The organism is Sphingopyxis sp., from assembly GCF_965279755.1.
GTDB lineage: Bacteria > Pseudomonadota > Alphaproteobacteria > Sphingomonadales > Sphingomonadaceae > Sphingopyxis.
Genome location: NZ_OZ257261.1, coordinates 2,947,909 through 2,964,724 on the forward strand (window position 1 = coordinate 2,947,909; position 16,816 = coordinate 2,964,724).

The window sequence follows — 16,816 nt, forward strand, 5'->3', positions numbered from 1 at the left end:
GGCAAAGGTGGGGGTATCGATGCGCGGATGGATCTTGGCACTCGCGGCGATCGCAGTCAGCGCGCCGGTGGCGGCGCAAAACCCCGTCAGCCTGCCCATCGCTCCCGGATTATGGATCAATGGCACCGACAAGTGCGCCACCGCCACAAACGGCTATATCTTTGACGGCGCGCGCTGGGGCGCGGTCTATTATTACGGTCCGAACGCCAGCATGGGGCCTGCCGCCGACCTTGAGGTGATCGGGCGTACGACGGTACGCAAGGACGGCTTCACCAATATGCAGCTCGGCCCGACCGAGGGCGCCGGATATTTCCATGTGAAATCGCTGGCGCCCGACCGGATGACGCTGCGCACCGGCGCGCCCGGGCCAGAGGGTATTCAGGTGATGGACGACACGCTCATCCGTTGCAGCTTCACGGCGATGTCGCCCAAGATGAAAGTCGCGATCAGAAAATTCGCGCCCGCGCTGGCCGTGGTCAAATAAGGCTGAGCAGGTCGGCGGGCGTCGGCGCGTCGCCGTCGTCCTCATCCTCTTCGCCCTCGAACTTGCTGAGCGTCACGCCGAGCAGGCGGATGCCCTGTTCGGTCGGCAGCAGCGGCGCGAGGATCGCTTCGCCCGCCGCGAGCAGCGATGCGCCGTCTACGATAGGGAAGGGAACCGATTTCGCGCGGGTGATCGTCCGGAAGTCGGCATAGCGCAGCTTCAGCGTCACCGTACGTCCGCGCGCGCCCTTCTTGGCCGCCCGGTCCCAGACAACGGTGCAGACATGCGCGAGCGCTTCGCGGATTTCGGTGTCGCTGATCAGGTCGTTGAAGAAGGTGCGCTCGCCGCCGAGTGATTTTAGCGGCCGGTTCGACTTGACCCGCCGATGGTCGATCCCGCGCGCGAGGTTGAACAGCCATTCGGCGCTGTTGCCGAAATGCTCGGCGAGCCAGAGCGGGTCTTTGCCGGCGAGGTCGGCACCCGAAAAGATTCCAAGCCCCTCCATCTTTGCCGCGGTCACCGGGCCGATGCCGTGGAAGCGGCGGATCGAGAGTGTCTGCACGAAGGCGGCGCCCTTGCCGGGCGGAATGATCGTGATCCCGTCGGGCTTGTTCTGGTCCGACGCCAGCTTTGCGATGAACTTGTTGTACGACACGCCGGCCGACGCAGTGAGGCCGGTTTCCGAACGGATGCGCTGGCGGATCAGTCTGGCCGTCGCCGTCGCGCTGCCAAGCCCCGCCTTGTCGCGGCTGACGTCGAGATAGGCCTCGTCGAGCGACAGCGGTTCGACCTCGTCGGCATAGTCGTGAAAGATCGCGCGGATCTGATGCGAAATATCGCGATAGGCTTCGAAACGCGGTGGTACGAAAATGAGGTCGGGACATTGCCGTTTGGCGGTGACACTGGGCATCGCCGAGCGGACGCCGAACTTGCGCGCTTCATAGGACGCCGCCGCGACAACCCCGCGTCGCGAGGATCCGCCGACCGCGACGGGCTTGCCGCGCAGCGACGGATCATCGCGCTGCTCCACCGACGCGTAAAAGGCATCCATATCGACATGGATGATCTTGCGGACAGGCGCGTCCGCCACGGCATCGGAAGCAATTTTGTCACCGTCTTCCACATGGGAAGCATAGCATGTTTCCGAAATGTTCTCAATATGGCGATGAGCGTGGATATAAGCGGGGATCGGTCAGAATTGCCGTCGGAACGTCGCTGATGATCCGCCTTTTCGGCGGAGGAAAGCACTCTCCTCCGCCGATCACAATCGGCCTCTACAGCCGGCTTCGGACGCTTTCCGCCTGTGCCATGATATTCTTCACCAGCTCGGCGCAGGTCGGGATGTCGTGGATCAGGGCCTGGCTCTGGCCGCTGGTCCAGATGCCGCCGTCGACATCGCCATCGCGCAGCACATTCTCACGCCCGCGCACGCCCGCCATCAGGTGCTTGACGTCGTCGAAGGTCTTGGTCGGGTCGCGTTGAATTTCGGCGACCTCGACCGAAACTGCGTTCTTAGCGACGCGCGCGGTGTTGCGCAGCGTGCGGCCGACGAGGACGGTGTCGGTCTCGTTCGCATCGACGATGCGCTGTTTCACATTCTGATGGATCTGCGCCTCGACTGTCGCGCAGAAGCGCGTGCCCATGTTCACGGCATCGGCGCCAAGCGCCAGCGCGGCGATCAGGCTGCGGCCGTCGGCCATGCCGCCCGAGGCGATGATCGGGGTGTCGGGAAGCGCATCGACCGTCGCCGGAAGCAACACGACGAGCCCGACGTCGTCCTCGCCGGGGTGACCCGCGCACTCGAAGCCGTCGATGCTGATCATGTCGACGCCCTTGTTCACCGCCGACACCGAATGGCGGACCGAGGTGCATTTGTGGATGACGGTGACGCCCGCTTCCTTGAAGCGTGGCAGATGGTCGGTCGGGGCGCGGCCCGCGGTTTCGACGATCCGGATCCCGCTCGCGATGATCGCCTCGCGATACTCATCATAGGGAATAGGGTTGATCGACGGCAGCAAAGTGAGGTTCACGCCGAACGGCTTGTCTGTCAGCTTGCGTGTCGCCTCGATCTCGTCGAACAGCGCCTGACCCGTGGGATACATATGCGCGGTGATGAAACCGAGCGCGCCCGCATTGGCGACCGCTGCGACGAGCGGACCATAGCCGACGCCGGTCATGCCGCCCATGATGATCGGCGTTTCGATGCCGAGCTTCTCGGTAATGCGCGTCTTGATGGCCATGCCGACTGTCTCCTCTTCCCTATATGTGTCGTTCGAATGTCGAAAGAATCGCTTGCGCGACGTCCCGTATCAGATCGGATCGTCGGCGATACCCCCCGATTCCGACAGGCGCCGTGAGAGCGCCGACGCGATGCCGCTTATCGCCCCTTCGATCCCGTCAGCGACAGGAGGTAGGCGCCGCCGACGCGCCCTTCGCGGGGCGGCAGCATGCCGAACTGCCGCATCATGTCCGCGATCTCGTATTGCGCCATATAGTCGGACAGCAGCCCGCCCCGGAAACCGAGGAAGATGTCGCAGCCGTAGGTAGTGGCTTTCGTTTCCCGGCCTGAGGCTGGCGGCGCCGACGATGTCTGTTCGAACAGATAGAGCGCGCGACCCGCATCGACGGCGCTGAAGAGCTGGACTTCGCGGAAATGCACGTCGGGCATGACCGCCCAGATCTTGTCGATATAGGCGCGCATCGCGGCATGGCCGTGGATGATTTCGGGCCAGAATATCGTGTCGTTCCAGCGAATGTCGGGATGGATCAGCGCCATGACCTGTTCGGTATCGTGCGAGTTCCACGCGGTTTCCCACCGGTTGCCGAAGTCGCGAACGAATTCGGCGGTGACGATATCGGCGACGGGCAATCCCACATAGGTCTCGCCGAGCGCGTCCGCGGTGTCGTTTGCAGGCATAAGGTCTTCTCCGTGGCGGTCAGGCGCTGATTGGCGCCGGCCGTGGCTGTTTGAACAAGGCGGTCGCTCGGGCGATCTTGCCCGGCGAGCCGATGACGGTTCCGGTCACGAACATCAGGCTGCGCGTCGTATGTTCGAGCGTCACGCGGCTTTCGATCCAGTCGCCCTGCGGCGCGCCCTGCAGGAAATCGACGCTGAGATTGATCGTCGGGCCGCCCCAGTCGTGACCGCAAATCTCGATCGCACAGACGCCGAGGGCGATGTCGAGAAAGGTCGAGAGCAGCCCGCCGTGACAGAAGCCAAGGCGATTGCATTGGTGCGCCTGCACCTCCATCCCGAAGCGGGCGGGTTCGGCAGGATCGCCGGTGTAGAGCATCTGCATGCCGCCGATATGCGCGCAAAAGGGATCGTCGAAGTTCAATGGTCCCCAATCACCGGCTGTTCGCGGCAGCATCAGCCAGGCTCGATCAGTTTGCGCGCGGCCTGCCGGAACGACATCACGGCAGCATCGGGGTGATCGGCATAGAGGCGTTCGACGTCGGCGGTGCGCCGCTCGCGAACGACGCGCTGGGCGACATTGCCCTTTACGGTCACCTCGCCTGTTTCGAACGACGGTGGTTCGTCGAGGATCAGTGCTGCGCCGATCCGGCGGGCAGCGCCACTCTGAACAGCGTTGAAGGCTGCGATGGCCTGTTCGATCGGTGCACGCCGTTCGGCCGCCTTGTCTGGCGTGCGGAGCCAGAGCAACGCCGATGGATAGGGCCGGTTGAGGCCGCAGATCACGGCTTCCGAAACATGATCGCCGCATGCAGCGAGCAGCGCGAGCCGCAGCGCCTCGACGGTGACATAGGTTCCCGAATCCAGCTTGAAATCCTCAGACAGCCGGCCAGCGAAGACCAGACCCGCGCGCGGTTCGGTGGGGTCGGCGAAGCGGACGGCGTCGCCGGTATGGAAATATCCCTCCTCGTCGAACAGCGATGCCGAGGCTTCGGGGGCGCCGATGTAGCCGCTTTGCGGCATCATTGTCGGTCCCTTGACCCGCATCTCGTACCGCCCGTCGAACGGAACGAGCTTGAGGTCGGTGGCGGGGAGGGGAAGCCCGATCACATCGGTCCCGCCTTCGGTCCAGTATTTGAGCGTTCCGAACAGATATTCGGTCGCGCCATAGAAGGAGAAGATCGGCACCGCCTTGCCGCGCGCGGCGACCGATAGCGCGGTCAGCCGGTCGCGGACATCCTCGGCGAGCACCGCCCCGCCGAAACCGAGAAATTTGAGGCGCGAGAAGAAATGGCTGCTGAGGCCTGCATCGGCCTCGAGTGCCTGACACAGCATTGTGTAGCCGAGCGGCACGGTGATGAAATAGGATGGTGCCACGTCACGCAGATTGGCGAGCGTCTTCGCGAACATCTGGGCGGTTGGCTTGCCCTCGTCGATCCACACCGTCCCGCCTGCTGCGATCGTGTTGTTGAAGTTGAAGTTGCCCGCCATGATGTGGCTGAATGGCATCGCCTCCAGGATCTGCGGCGGATCGTCGCCGAATTCGAGCAGGCCGAGCGCGCGGTTCTGCGCGATCGTGATGTTGAGATTGGCGTGCGGCTGCGGCGTCGCCTTCGGCGAGCCGGTCGATCCCGAGGTGTAGATGATGCGCGCGATATGCTCGGGGCGGATCGCCTCCATGCGTTCGGTCACGTCGCGGCGCGGCACGGTTGCGATCACCTCCGCCCATGGGACGATATCGAGGCCCTCGATGCTGCCCGAGGCGGCGACGATCGTCACGCCAAGCGGTGCCAGCGCTTGCAGCGCTGTGGCGTAGCGTGCGGCGTCGTCGACGATGACGACCTTCGCGCCAACCACCGAGACACATTGGCGGAGCTGCGCATGATCCTTCGACATCAGCGAATAGGCGACGCTGACCGGTGCGATTGCGGCGCCGCTCCGCTGGACGCCGATCGCGGCGATCCCGTGTTCGATCGATGGTTCGGATAGAAAGGAGACGACATCGCCGAGGCCGATCCCGCGGTCGACGAGCCATTGGGCAAGGCCGTCGGCCGCTCGGCGCGCCTCGGCATAGGATATGGCGCACCATTGGCCGCTCGTCCCGCGCTGGCGCATGAAGATGGCATCGGGCGCGCGTTCGGTTTGCTCGTCGAAGACATGCGCGAGCGATTTGGGGACGCGGCCGAGCGGCAGGCCGGAGCGCAGGATGATGCTGCCGTCGTCGCGCCGATCGAGCGTCACGCTGGGAGGAGGGGGACTCGCAAACTCCATTCATGCCATCCTGTACATTGTCCGGGGATCGCCGAGCGCGGCGCCGAGAGAGTCCGCCGTCGTGCGCGGCAAATCGAAATCGCGATCGAATGCGACGGAGCCCGGCTCACCGCCAGCGGATCGTTGCCAGCGGAGCTGGGCCCCCCAACCGCCACCGCACTCTACGATCTCTCCGGTCGTTTGCGATAGCGGGTTCAGCAATTCGATCAGGAAAGGCGAAATATGCTCTGATCGCAGGCGGTCCTTCATACGGTCCGAAAACACTCCATCGGTCATCTCGGTCAGCGCCATCGGGGCGATGGCGTTGGCACGGATGCCGAGCCGTTCACCCTCGATGGCCAGCGTCTTCATCAGGCCGATGATACCGCCCTTGGCGGCGGCATAGTTCGCCTGACCGAACGCGCCGTGCATCCCCGCGCCCGAGGTGGTGAAGATGATCGAGCCACGCCCCTGTGCCGTCATGGGTCCCCACACCGCCTTCGCGCAGGCGAAGCTGCCGCCGAGATGTACGTCGATCACCTCCGACCATTCCCCGGCCGTCATCTTCGCGAAGCTGCGGTCGCGGACCATCCCGGCGTTGACGATCAGTCCGTCGATCGCACCATATTCGGCGAGCGCTGCATCGACGAAGGGCATGGGGTCGCGGATGTCGCACCGGACCGCGATCGCGCTTCCGCCGTCTTGCCGGATTGTCGCTGCGACGGCGTCGATCTCTGCGCCTCGCCCCGTCAGGACAAGCCGGGCGCCTGCGCGTGCGAGGTCGGCGGCATATTGCCGCCCGAGCCCGCGGCTCGCGCCGACGACCACGATGACTGACCCCGAAAGGTCGATGGAGGGTAGGGGAGTACGGTCGGTCATATCCGCCGCGTCAGCGCGTTCCCGAGCCGACCTTGGCGCGGGCGGCCAGCATGCGGTCCGAAATCTCCGGATTCCAGTGGACGTCGCGATACTGGACATGGCCGTAGACATAGGCTGCCTGCGGATCCATCGACCAGCTGCGGCGAAGCATCTCGGTCGTGCGGACGACGGTCGGTACGGTGGTCGACGCGATCTCGGCCGCCATGGCCTGCGCGGCGGCCAGCAGTTTGCCTTCGGGCGCGATCTCGTCGATCAGGCCGATGCGGAGCGCTTCCTGTGCGTCGACGCGGCGGCCGGTCAGAACGAGCAGCTTGGCCTGGCTCTGGCCCACTATGCGCTGCAGCGGATCGACGAAGGGGGTCAGGCCAAAGCGGATCTGCGGAAAGCCGAATTTGGCGTTCGGGCTCGAAATGCGGATATCGCAGAAGACCGCGATGTCGCAGCCGCCGCCAAAGGTCGGTCCAGCGACCGCCGCGATCGTCGGCTTTGGATATTCGAGCAGTTCGAGATAGCCGTAATAGGTCGCGTCATACCAGCGCAGCCGCTCTTCCTCACTCTTCCAGTTCATTGTGTCGAGATCGAGCCCGGCCGAGAAATATTCCTCGGTGCCGGTGATGACGACCGCCGCGACGCTGTCGTCGCGCCGCCATTGCTGGAGCGTTTCGACCAGATCCTCGAACAATTCGGTGCTGAGCGCGTTCTTCTTGTCGGGGCGGTCGAGGAAGATGGTGGCGACTCCGCCCTTTATCTCGCTACGCATCGTGCCGTGCTTTGCCATGATATTCACTCCTGAGATGATGGTCTGGATCAGAGATTTCGGGCGATGAGCAGTTTCATCACCTCGCTCGCGCCGCCGTAGATGCGGTGGATGCGGCTATCGCGGAACATGCGCGCGATCGGATATTCGAGCATATAGCCATAGCCGCCGAAGAGCTGGAGGCAGCCGTCGACGACCTTCGTCAGCTCCTCCGACGCCCAATATTTGGCCATGGAGGCGAATTCGGCGGTGAGTTCGCCCCGCACGAGCAGGTCGGTGCAATGATCGACGAAGACACGGCAGACGACCGCCTGCGTCTTATATTCTGCGAGCTTGAACTGGGTGTTCTGGAAATCGGCGAGCATCTGCCCGAACATCGGCCGTTCGCGCGTGTAGCGGATCGTCTCGTCGAGCGCGCGTTCGATCATCGCCATTGCCTGCCAGGCGATGACTAGCCGCTCCTGCGGCAGCTTTTCCATGAGCTGGGGAAGCCCGCGTCCTTCGACGCCGCCAAGCAGCGCGTCGTCGGGCACGAACAGGTCGTCGAAGAAGAGTTCGGAGGTGTCCTGTCCCTCCTGTCCGACCTTGTCGAGGTTGCGCCCGCGCCGGAACCCTGCGGGGTCGCCGCGAACATCGACGATGAACAGCGAGATCGAGCGGCTGCCGCCCGCGGGATCGGTCTTGGCCGCGACGATGATAACGTCGGCGATCTGGCCGTTCGAGATGAAGGTCTTTTGCCCGCTGAGGCGCCAGCCGCCGTCGCATTTGCGCGCGGTCATCTTCATGCCCTGCAGGTCCGAGCCCGCGGCGGGTTCGGTCATCGCGATCGCGGTCAGGCACTCGCCCGAACAGAATTTCGGGAGCCAGTACCGCTTCTGCGCTTCGGTACCGAAGCTCGAGACATAGGGGAGGATCACCGCATTGTGCAGGCTGATCGTCAGCGCGTCGGCGCCGCGATGCCCGATCGCCTTGGTGATGATCGCCTCGAACCGGAAATCGGCGCCCGCGCCGCCATAGGCTTCGTCGACCGAGATGCCGAGCAGGCCGGCCTCGGCCGCGGCGGCCCATGTCGCGCGGTCGACGCATTTGGCATCGCGCCAGCGGTCGATCGCCTCAGGCTCGGCGTGTGCGGCGAGGAAGCCATCGACCGTGCGCGCGAACTGCTCGCACTCCTCGGCCGCGAAGATGTCTGAGGCAATGACGTCGAGGGTCATGGCTTTCCGGCGCGTTCGATTGCAACCGGGTCGCCGGCCTTCAGCCGGTTGAAGCCGCGTGAAATGCGCTCGCGGAAGATACCGCGCTGGAGCAGGTCGTGGGTGACGGTAAGCTCATACTGAAGCGCCCCGAGATGATCCATGTTCGAGGCCCTCAGCGCAACGCCCTTGAAGATTTTGGCGAGTTCGGGGCCCATTTCGGCGATCTGCTTCGCCAGCGTCAGCGATCGGCTGCGCAGCTCTCCAGCCGGCGTCACTTCGCTGACGAGGCCGATCCGCAACGCTTCCTGAGCGTCGATCGGGTCGCCGGTGTAATAGAGACGGCGCGCGTGCTGCTTACCGACGCGCGACATGATGCCGTGATAGAAGCCGTTCATCGCATATTTGACCTGGGTAGATCCGAAGAGCGCATTTTCGGACGCTACGGTGATGTCGCACATATTGGCGACGTCCATGCCATAACCCGGGGCGACGCCCGCGACCGCGGCTACCGACGGTTTACCAAAGTCATAGATCGCCTTCATCAGCGCGAGCGCGAGGTCGTTGAAGCGCCGCCGCTCGTCGTCGCTCACCGAATTCAGGACATCGACGCGCCAGCCGGCGCAGAAATAATCTTCGTTGCCGATGAACAGCACGCACGACACGGCGTCATCGTCTTCCCAAGCGCGCAGCGCGGCGATGATATCCTCGTGCAATTCCCAGCCGAGCGCGTTGCGCACCTCGGGGTGATTGAGTTGCAGGATGCCGACGCCGTCCTCGACGCTGGTGTTCAGATAACGGAAATCGGCCATCGCAAATCCTCTTATTACCTACTAGTCGGTAACATTGTCATATGCATGGCGACAAGCGCTGTCAACTCGCGACGGGAAAAGTCGCGAGGCGTGCGGGATTGCGATGCTTTGGATCAGGTCAGGGCTTGCCGATGCCGTCGAGAATCATGGCGACGAACTGATCGGACACGGCGCCGGGTTTGATTTGCAGCGCGCCCGACTGCCAGTGCGTCATCCAGTTGACCATGCCGAAGATGCCGAAGGAAATGATGCGCGCATCATCGAAGGCGAGCGATCCGTCCTTGCGGCCCACCTCGAGCCGGTCGAGTAGGTCGCGGTTCAGCATCCGCTTGTAGTTGCGCGATTTGGCCTTGCCTGCATCGCTCATCACGCGCTCATCTGCGACGATCATCGACAGGACATTGTCCTGTAGCAGGTCGACATAGCATTCGATGAATATGCGGACGCGTTCGCGGCCGGGCAGGCGGATATCGTCACGGTCGGCTATTTTCTGCTGGAACAGGATATAGCCGCGCGCGATGCATTCGAGCAGGATATCTTCCTTGCTCGCGAAATGATAATAGAGGCTCGGCTTGGTGATCGACAGGCCCGCAGCGATATCGTCGAGGCTGGTGCGATCGTAGCCGCGCTCGCGGAACATGGTGGAAGCGATCGCCATGATCACCTCCTTGTTGACGCTGCCGCGTTTCCGCCCTGGCCTCGCCGTTGCGGTCGAGCCTGCACGTGCCTGGGGCGGTGCCGCCGGCGCCCGTGTCTTCCTTGATGCTTCCGCCATTGCTTTCACCATGCGCCGGATATTCGCTCCTTGCGGCTCTTCCAGCTGCCCCTGAACGCGAGGCATAGGTCCGTCACGACCCGCTGGTCAATAGGTGCCGCCATCATTGCCGATTTGACAATGATCTAAAGCAATATTACCGACCGGACGGTAACAAAAGATTTGAACGCTCTTTCCGGAACGGAACCGGGCGTTACAAATGGTCATCGGGAGGGAAATTATGGCGCTTTCAAAGATGCGTAGTTCGTCGTCGGTTGCGGCTTTGCTGCTCGCGTTGCTCGCGAATCAGGCAGCGGCGCAAGACAAGGCGCAGGCCGAGGATGGCGAGGCGGCGGGCTCGAACGAGATTATCGTTACTGCGCAGAAGCGCAGCGAGAGCATCAACAGTGTTCCGCTGTCGATCACTGCCGTGTCTGGCGACGATCTGCAGGCGCAGGGCGTGACCGATGTCGCGGGCCTCGCGAAAGTGACGCCGGGCTTTAACGCGATCAACAGCGGCTTCGGCACGCCGGTCTATTTCCTGCGCGGCATCGGCTTTTTCGATAGCAGCCTCGCAGCCAAACCAACCGTCACCGTTTATACCGACGAAATTCCCATTCCCTATTCGGTGATGACGGTGGGCGCGTCCTTCGACCTCGAACGCGTCGAGGTGCTGAAGGGGCCGCAGGGTACCTTGTTCGGATCGAACGCGACCGGCGGCGCGATCAACTATATCGCCGCGAAACCGACCTGGTCGCCCGAGGCAGGACTGGCGCTGTCCTATGGCCGCTTCAACCGCTTCAGCGCAGAAGGCTATGCCAGCGGGCCGCTGTCCGATACGCTTGCGGCGCGCATCTCGCTGCGCCACGAAGGCGGTGGCGACTGGCAGAAGAGCTACACCCGCGACGCCAGCCTGGGCCAGCGATCCTTCACGCAGGGGCGGGTGCAGCTCGCCTTCCGGCCTGTCGACACCGTCCGCCTGAACCTGATCGTCAACGCCTATCAGGACCATGGCGATACGCAGGCGCCGCAGTTCATCGCGCCCTTCCAGCAATCGGCAGGCTTCTTCGACCCGCGCCTGCCGACTTATCCGGTCGCACCGGAGGATAACCGGGCTGCGGACTGGGGAACCAGCAATCCGCTGAAAAAGGACAATTGGCAGGTGCAGGCCGCGCTGCGCGGCGAAGTCGACCTTAGCGACGACATCACGCTCACTTCGATCTCGGCGTACACGCGCTTCAAGGAAGCATATGGGCAGGAGTCCGACGGCACGACGCTGCGGCTGACCGACGTGTTCCTCGAAGGCGACATCAAGTCCTTCAGCCAAGAACTGCGGCTGGCCGGCTCGCTGCTGGGCGACGGCACATGGATCGTCGGCGGCAACTATGAATGGGGCAAGACGCACGAACTGCTCACCCAGCGGCTCAACGACCAGTCGTCGGCGCATGTGTTCGACCGCTTCGGCTTCCCGTCGATCGACCTCGTGCCGCAGCTCGGCGACACCAAATATCGCAGCTACGCGGCCTTTGCTGATGTCAGCGTGCCGATCGTCGACACGCTGACGCTGATCGGCGGCATTCGCTATACCGACACCAAGGTCGATTTCGCGGGATGCACTTTGAGCGCCGGTAACGGCACCTACGCGCGCGGTTTCGAACTCATCTTCGGCCTGCCGTCGGGTACGATCCCGCTCGGCGGCTGCGTCACCTTCGACGATGCCGGACGCCCCGGAAAGTTTCAGGGCAGCCTGCCCGAAGACAATGTGTCGTGGCGCGGCGTGCTGCAGTGGAAACCGGCGAACGGCCAGCTAGTCTACGCCAGCGTCAGCCGCGGCTACAAGAGCGGCTCGTTCGCGACGCTCGCCGGCAATCGCTTCGCGCAATATAAGCCCGTCCGGCAGGAGCAGGTCACGGCCTATGAAATCGGCTTCAAGTCGGCGCTACTCGATCGCCGCGTGCAGCTCAACGGCGCGCTCTTCTATTACGACTATCTCGACAAGCAGCTGAAGGGGCGCACCATCGTTCCGGTGTTTGGTCCGCTCGAGGCGCTGGTCAACGTGCCGAAGTCGCGGATCAAAGGGGCCGAGCTCCAGCTTGTCGTCACGCCGGTCGAGGGTCTGCGCGCGAACATTGGCGCGACCTACATCGACAGCAAGGTGACGCGCTCCTTCTCAAACTATACGGCGTTCGGCGCGGTCACCGACTTCAACGGCTTCCGCTTCCCCTACACCCCGAAGTGGCAGGTGAATGCCGACCTCGAATATCGCTGGGATGTCGGGGGATCGAAGGAAGCGTTCGTCGGCGCGAACTATACATATCGCAGCTCGACCTACGGCGACTTCAAACCCGACGCGCGCCTGTCCATCGACGACTATGGCCTGCTCGATCTGCGCGCCGGTATCGGGGATATCGACGGCAAATGGACGGCGAGCCTCTACGCGCAGAATGTGACCAACGAATATTACTGGAACACCGCCGCCCGCCGCGGCGACGCGGTGATCCGGTTCACCGGAATGCCGGTGACATACGGCATGAATCTGAGCTTCAAGTTCAGATAATCATCGAAGGTGCGGCGGCGAGGACCAACCTCGGGCCGCGATCGTCCCGTTCATCGCCTGCTCGACGATCCGCGATCATCGGGCAGGCGTCTGGGCGAGGAATGCTGTGGCCGCTGCCAAAATTTCGGGATCCATCGGCTGCAGGACGCCAGAATTTTCCAGCGCCTTCACGTCATCCGGATCCGGTTGGAGCCATGCAGCTACCACCTCGGCGCTCTGTTCCCCCATTAGTGGGGCGGGGCGGCTGACGGGTGCGGGAAGGTTGCGGTGCTGCGCTGCCGCGCTTTCGGAAATAACCGGGTCGGGAAGATAAGGGTGCCGGTCGACGCGAAAACTTCCCCGTGCAATGCAATAGGCAGAGGACGGGAGGTCGGCGACGCGCAGCATTGGCGCAGCGGCGATGCCATGCGCCTGCAACGCCGCCGCCGCATCGGACGCCGGGCGCGTACCGATCCATTCCTCGATCGACAACGCGTCCGTCAGCGCACTGAGATCGGTGGTTTGGTCGTTCGTCACGGTGAAGGCGCACCATTCGTCATCACCCAGCGCGGGAAGGACCCGTGATCGTGAAGCCGGGGGCGCCATGTCGCCGGGAACGAGCAGGTCGCCGAACTGCGCGAGCATTACCTCGGCCTGCGAAACGCTTGCGGTGCCGCCGCGCCCGGTCCGCTCGCGGCGGACGAGAAGTGCAACAGCTCCGAGCGCGCTGATACGGCCCGCGACATGATCGGGATAAACCGTCACCGCGTCGCTGAAGCTTTCCGGATCGTCGGGATAGCGCCACATCCGCGTGAGGCCGGTCGCGGCGCGGACGAGGGGGCCGTAACCGAGGCGTTTCGCCCAGGGACCGGTCGGCCCGAAAGCCGAGCTGTCGGCCATGACGAGGCGGGGGTTGGTCGCCATCAGCGTCTTCGCATCAAGTCCGAGCGCCTCCAGCGTTCCGGGTTTGAAGTTCGAGAGCAGGACATCGGCCTGGCGCAGGAGGTCTAAGAAAAGCCGGCGTCCCGCTTCCTGCCGCAGATCGAGGCCGAGGCTGCGCTTGCCGCGATGCCCCGCCGCGAAACTCGCCGAGAGGCCATAGGGCAGGTAGGATTGCCGCGAGCCGTCCGGGAAGGCCGCGCTCTCGACCTTGACGACGTCGGCGCCGCCGTCGGCGAACATGCGTCCTGCCTCGGCGCCGACGACGATCACGCCGAGATCAAGGACCCGGAGCCCTTCAAAGGGGCGGGCGACCGCGGTGTCGCCCGGACGGAGCGCATCCGCGTCGGGGGCATTACCGAACGGCCCCATACGGGCGCCGTCGATCGTCAGCACGCCGTTCACGACGGGAATCTTGCGCCCATCGGCGCCCGTAAGTTCGGTCAGCGCCTGCCGCGCCGCGACCTGTCCGCTTGCGGCAAATTCCTCGAAACTCAGAAGTCCCGCTATCGGCACGCCATGCGCCTGACCTTCCGCCTCCAGATCGGCGCGCTTCCGCGGTGCGAAGAAGGCCGCGAGTGCAGCCTGCAGCTCTTCGGATTGCTGCCGCGTGCTGATCTTCGCGAACTCGGGCCCGGCGAAGGCGCCGGGTTCACCCATCCAGCGGAACATCCCCTGCCACTGACGCGGCGCGAGCAAGCAGATGCGGACCTGTCCGTCGGCGCACGGGAAGATTGGATATTGCGTGCCCTTTGCCGGCCGGTCGCGCGACAGCAGATGGACTGGACGCCCCATCGTCGCACTGCCATTGATGCCATAACCCGGATCGAGCGCCTGCATCGCACCGTCGAGTGCCGAATAGTCGATGAGGTCGCCGCGTCCCGATCGCAGCGCCTTGTAGAAGGCGGCGAGGACGACATAGGCGCCCTGCGCGGCCGCGCATTGCCAGGCGAGCTCGCCCGGCGGCAGCAACGGCGCCCGGCCGCGAATGCCCGAGCGCGAGAGGCTGCCCGACAGGGCGTGGAGCACCGCATCGCTTGCTTTCCAGTCGCTGAAAGGGTTGCCGGTGCCGAAGGGGCTGACATGCATCAGCACGAGCGCGGGGTTCGTGGCCGCAAGTGTTTCATAGTCAAACCTGCCGGGCGGCGCGACGATGATATGGGCCGCGGCAAGGGCTGCTTCGTCGGCTGGCCCTGCGCAGAAAGTTTTCCCGGCATTCGCGACGATGTCCGCCGCGTCGCCGGGCGCCGGCAGATAACGGTCGACGCGCGCGCCAAGCTCGGCGAGGTAGCGTGTGATCGGCGCGAGCGGACCTTCGACGAGGTCGATGACGCGGAGCCCCGCCAGCGGCCGGTCGACGCTCATCGCGGATTGCGGGGAAATTGCGGCAGGCTTGCGGGTATCTCGACCCACGGTAGTGCGGTCGACGTCCAGACATGGATCGCGGGGGTGAAGCGTCCGGGATCGTCGGCGGTGCCCGCCTTGACGATGGCGACCTTCGGCGACGCGGCTGACAGCGAGCGTATCGGCGATCCGCAAGTCGCGCAGAATTGCCGCAGCACCGGCTGGCCGCTCTCGGTGTCATGGTCTTCATAGGTGGTGAGGTCGCCCGACAGGCTCATCGCGTCGCCCGCAACGATGACATTGACCGAAAAGGCGCTGCCCGACTGGCGGCGGCAGTTCGCACAATGGCAGACCGCAACGGCAATCGGATCGCTGCTCAGCCGGTATCGCACCGCGCCGCAATTGCATCCGCCTTCGATCTCGCTCATCCTTCTCTCCCGCATCTTTTGGTGTTGCGCTTTTATCTAATGACATTAGTTTATGGAGTCGACAACAGGCAATCGATCCGCAGCGACGGGACGACAAGAGGTGGAGAGACGGATGACCGAAGATTTCACGATGACGATCGACGGCCGGGCGGTCAAAGCCAAGGCGGCGATCGACGTGCGTAATCCCGCGACGGGTGAGGTGTTCGCGGCGGCTCCCGATGCCGATGCTGCCGACCTCGACGCCGCGGTCGCTGCCGCGACCCGCGCCTTTCCGGACTGGCGCGACACGCCGATCGCCGAGCGCAAGGCCGCGCTTGCCAAGGCGGCCGATGCGATCGAGGCACATGCCGACGAACTCGCCGCGCTGTTCGTCAAGGAACAAGGACGCCCGTTGCCCGGCGCGAAGATGGAAATCCTCGGCGCCGCGATGTGGATGAAGGCGACGACGATGCTCGACATCCCCGTTGACGTCACCGAGGACAGCGACACGCGGCGGATCGAGGTGCATCACGTCCCGCTCGGCGTCGTGTGCGGCATCGTGCCGTGGAATTTCCCGGTGCTGCTCGCCGCGTGGAAGATCGGCCCGGCGCTGATGGCGGGCAATACGCTGGTACTCAAGCCCTCGCCCTTCACGCCACTCTGCACATTGCGGATCGGCGAGCTGATCCGCGATGCGTTTCCTGCCGGCGTCATCAACATCATCAGCGGCGGCGATGCGCTTGGTCCGCTGATGACGGCGCATCCGGGTTTTGCGAAGATCAGCTTCACCGGATCGACCGCGACCGGGCGGCGGGTGATGGAATCGGCGGCGAAGGATCTCAAGCGCATCACGCTCGAACTCGGCGGCAACGACGCGGCGATCGTGCTGCCGGACGTCGATGTCGACGCGGTCGCGGCGCAATTGTTCGAAGGCGCGTTCCACAACACTGCACAGGTCTGCGTCGCAACCAAGCGGCTCTATATCCACGCCGACATATACGACCGGCTTCGCGACCGGCTGCATCAGCTCGCAAAAGAATTGCCCGTCGGCGACGGGGCGGAGCAGGGCAATCGCTACGGCCCGATCCAGAACGAGCCGCAGTATCGCCGCGTCCTCGCGCTGCTCGACGATGCGCGCGCCAACGGGCTGACCCTGCTCGAAGGCGGTGCCGTGCCTGATCGCGGCTATTTCGTGCCGCTGACCCTGGTCGACAATCCGCCCGAAGACAGTCGCGTCGTTGTCGAGGAGGCATTCGGTCCCGTGCTGCCCCTGCTGAAATTCACCGACATCGACGATGTCGTCGCGCGCGCGAACGACAGCGACTATGGCCTCGCGGGCGCGGTGTGGTCGGCCGACGTCGAGGCGGCGACGGCTATTGCGCACCGGCTCGACACCGGCACCGTCTGGATCAACCAGAATCTCCAGTCGACGCCCTTCACTCCGCTCGCGGGGGCGAAGCAGTCGGGCTTTGGGCAGGAGAATGGCGTGCCGGGCCTCCTCGAATTCACGCGCCCCAAGGCGATCTTCATTCCAAAGGCAGCCTGAG

15 protein-coding genes are annotated in these 16,816 nt (G+C 64.3%); 3 read left to right on the top strand and 12 right to left on the bottom strand.

Going from position 1 to position 16,816, the window contains the following annotated elements:
* The first annotated feature begins 19 nt into the window (after positions 1–19).
* Complete coding sequence (locus ACQY80_RS14465) at positions 20–484, top strand: hypothetical protein (protein WP_428681026.1); 465 nt, start codon at positions 20–22, stop codon at positions 482–484.
* Here ACQY80_RS14465 and dinB read toward each other — a convergent pair.
* The 10 genes from dinB to ACQY80_RS14515 all read right to left on the bottom strand — a co-directional run bounded on the left by dinB (position 477) and on the right by ACQY80_RS14515 (position 9,947).
* Complete coding sequence (gene dinB, locus ACQY80_RS14470) at positions 477–1,535, bottom strand: DNA polymerase IV (RefSeq protein WP_428685877.1); 1,059 nt, start codon at positions 1,533–1,535, stop codon at positions 477–479. The two genes, ACQY80_RS14465 and dinB, sit on opposite strands and share 8 nt — an antisense overlap.
* 223 nt (positions 1,536–1,758) lie before the next feature.
* Positions 1,759–2,724 carry an NAD(P)H-dependent flavin oxidoreductase gene (locus tag ACQY80_RS14475; protein WP_428681028.1) on the bottom strand — a complete coding sequence of 322 codons (966 nt, stop codon included), beginning with the start codon at positions 2,722–2,724 and terminating at the stop codon, positions 1,759–1,761.
* Positions 2,725–2,861: 137 nt separating this feature from the next.
* Positions 2,862–3,401, bottom strand: coding sequence for a nuclear transport factor 2 family protein (locus tag ACQY80_RS14480; RefSeq protein ID WP_428681030.1), 540 nt, complete (start codon positions 3,399–3,401; stop codon positions 2,862–2,864).
* Positions 3,402–3,420: 19 nt separating this feature from the next.
* Positions 3,421–3,855 carry a PaaI family thioesterase gene (locus tag ACQY80_RS14485; RefSeq protein WP_428681032.1) on the bottom strand — a complete coding sequence of 145 codons (435 nt, stop codon included), beginning with the start codon at positions 3,853–3,855 and terminating at the stop codon, positions 3,421–3,423.
* Positions 3,855–5,669 carry an AMP-binding protein gene (locus tag ACQY80_RS14490; RefSeq protein ID WP_428681034.1) on the bottom strand — a complete coding sequence of 605 codons (1,815 nt, stop codon included), beginning with the start codon at positions 5,667–5,669 and terminating at the stop codon, positions 3,855–3,857. The genes ACQY80_RS14485 and ACQY80_RS14490 overlap by 1 nt, the downstream gene beginning before the upstream one ends.
* Positions 5,670–6,527, bottom strand: a complete 858-nt coding sequence (locus ACQY80_RS14495) for an SDR family NAD(P)-dependent oxidoreductase (protein WP_428681036.1) — start codon at positions 6,525–6,527, stop codon at positions 5,670–5,672.
* A gap of 10 nt (positions 6,528–6,537) precedes the next feature.
* Positions 6,538–7,305, bottom strand: coding sequence for an enoyl-CoA hydratase/isomerase family protein (locus ACQY80_RS14500; protein ID WP_428681038.1), 768 nt, complete (start codon positions 7,303–7,305; stop codon positions 6,538–6,540).
* Between the two features lie 29 nt (positions 7,306–7,334).
* Positions 7,335–8,498, bottom strand: a complete 1,164-nt coding sequence (locus ACQY80_RS14505; RefSeq protein ID WP_428681040.1) for an acyl-CoA dehydrogenase family protein — start codon at positions 8,496–8,498, stop codon at positions 7,335–7,337.
* Positions 8,495–9,289, bottom strand: coding sequence for an enoyl-CoA hydratase/isomerase family protein (locus ACQY80_RS14510; protein ID WP_428681042.1), 795 nt, complete (start codon positions 9,287–9,289; stop codon positions 8,495–8,497). The genes ACQY80_RS14505 and ACQY80_RS14510 overlap by 4 nt, the downstream gene beginning before the upstream one ends.
* Positions 9,290–9,407: 118 nt before the next feature.
* On the bottom strand, positions 9,408–9,947 hold the full coding sequence (locus ACQY80_RS14515) for a TetR/AcrR family transcriptional regulator (RefSeq protein WP_428681044.1): 540 nt from the start codon (positions 9,945–9,947) through the stop codon (positions 9,408–9,410).
* Between the two features lie 352 nt (positions 9,948–10,299).
* Between ACQY80_RS14515 and ACQY80_RS14520 the strand changes: the two genes are divergently transcribed.
* Positions 10,300–12,600, top strand: coding sequence for a TonB-dependent receptor (locus tag ACQY80_RS14520; RefSeq protein ID WP_428681046.1), 2,301 nt, complete (start codon positions 10,300–10,302; stop codon positions 12,598–12,600).
* 75 nt (positions 12,601–12,675) lie between these two features.
* Here the strand turns inward: ACQY80_RS14520 and ACQY80_RS14525 are convergent, their stop codons facing one another.
* Entirely contained in the window at positions 12,676–14,883 is a 2,208-nt protein-coding gene (locus ACQY80_RS14525; RefSeq protein WP_428681048.1) for a CoA transferase, read from the bottom strand.
* The gene (locus ACQY80_RS14530) at positions 14,880–15,290 is read right to left on the bottom strand and encodes a GFA family protein (protein WP_428681050.1); all 411 of its coding nucleotides are present in this window, start codon (positions 15,288–15,290) and stop codon (positions 14,880–14,882) included. The genes ACQY80_RS14525 and ACQY80_RS14530 overlap by 4 nt, the downstream gene beginning before the upstream one ends.
* Positions 15,291–15,402: 112 nt before the next feature.
* Here ACQY80_RS14530 and ACQY80_RS14535 point away from each other — a divergent pair, with 112 nt between their 5' ends.
* On the top strand, positions 15,403–16,815 hold the full coding sequence (locus tag ACQY80_RS14535) for an aldehyde dehydrogenase family protein (RefSeq protein WP_428681052.1): 1,413 nt from the start codon (positions 15,403–15,405) through the stop codon (positions 16,813–16,815).
* Position 16,816 lies beyond the last annotated feature (1 nt).